Below are 1,503 nucleotides of genomic sequence, written 5' to 3' on the forward strand. Positions count from 1 at the left end.
TTCCACAGGCCATTGATCCGGCGCATGTCGCGGGTGCCGGTTTCGTGGTCAATAATCCCCGCCGCCATAAACAGGCTGGCCTTGAAGGTCGCGTGGTTGATGATATGGAACACCGCTGCCACCGCCGCCAGCTCACTGTTGAGACCGAACAGCAAGGTAATCAGGCCCAGGTGGCTGATGGTCGAATACGCCAGCAGCCCCTTCAGGTCATGCTGGAACAGCGCCACCGCGGCCCCCCATAGTAAGGTCGCCATGCCCGCCAGGGTGACAATTTCGAACCACAGGTCAGTACCCGCCAGCGCCGGGTACAAACGCGCCAGCAGGAACACCCCGGCTTTTACCATAGTGGCCGAATGCAGGTAGGCGCTCACTGGCGTGGGCGCGGCCATGGCATGGGGCAACCAGAAATGGAACGGGAACTGGGCGCTCTTGGTAAAGGCCCCCAGCAACACCAGACACAGAATCAGCGGGTACAACTCACTGCCGCGGATCAGGTCGCCGCTGGCCAGCACCTCGGTCAGTGAGAACGACCCCACCACATCGCCGATCAACAGCACCCCGGCCAGCAGCGCCAGGCCGCCCATGCCGGTGACCGTCATGGCCATGCGCGCGCCCTTGCGCGCGCCGGTCTGGTGGCCCCAAAAGCCGATCAGCAGGAAGGAACTGAGGCTGGTCAGCTCCCAGAACACCACCAGCAACAGCAGGTTGTCACTGGTGACCACCCCGAGCATAGCGCCCATAAAGAGCAGCAAATAAGCATAGAAACGCCCGGCCTTCTCTTTCGCAGAGAGGTAATAGCGGGCATAGAGAATCACCAGCAGGCCGATGCCCAGCACCAGAATGGCGAACAGCAAGGCCAGGCCATCCAGGCGGAAGGCCAGCGACAGATCCAGCGAGGGAATCCAGCGCAGGGTGCTGTGCAGGGTTTCCCCGGCAAACACCTGGCGAGCCGGGTTAAAAAGCAGTGCCAGCGCCAGGGCCGGCAACGCCGCCGCCCCGCAGGCCAGCAAGGTGCGGTTCCCCGTCACGCGTTCCACCAATGGTGGCAGAAACGCACCCAGAAAGGGCAACATCACCACAAAAGCAAGATTCATAGTCAATCCGTTGTCATTGTCACAAGGGCGGCAACCCGCCCGTTAGCTTGAACAGGGTAACTCAGAAAGACAATGACAACGGCGGATCAGGAAAATACGGACGCCGCCCCCGGCGCGGGCACTGGGACAGGGTGATGCAACAAGGCTGGACCAGAGAAGCGGTCATGGCATCCGTATTGATGAAATGGGACACCGAGTATGCCATGGGCGGGCGGCGGGTGCGATACGGGACAGGGGCGAGTTTAAAGTTCAAAGTTCAAAGTTGAAACGCGGTCTCAGGCCGAGGGAATTGCCCGCCCCTCTCCGCGATCACCGGTAATGGCGCGGGCACACCACATGAAACCCTTGAGAGCCCCTCCCGCGCTTTTGAACTTTCAACTTTAAACTTTCAACTCGCCTCCCCCGCCCT

Annotated in this window: 1 protein-coding gene; it reads right to left on the minus strand. The window is 61.1% G+C overall.

Annotation, left to right across the window (positions count from 1 at the left end):
* Window positions 1-1,094, minus strand: a 1,094-nt coding sequence (locus A3754_RS22325) for a proton-conducting transporter membrane subunit (protein ID WP_304439859.1), incomplete at its 3' end; no start/stop codon positions are given.
* Between the last annotated feature and the right edge of the window lie 409 nt (window positions 1,095-1,503).

The sequence above is a fragment of the Alcanivorax sp. HI0083 genome (genome assembly GCF_001635175.1).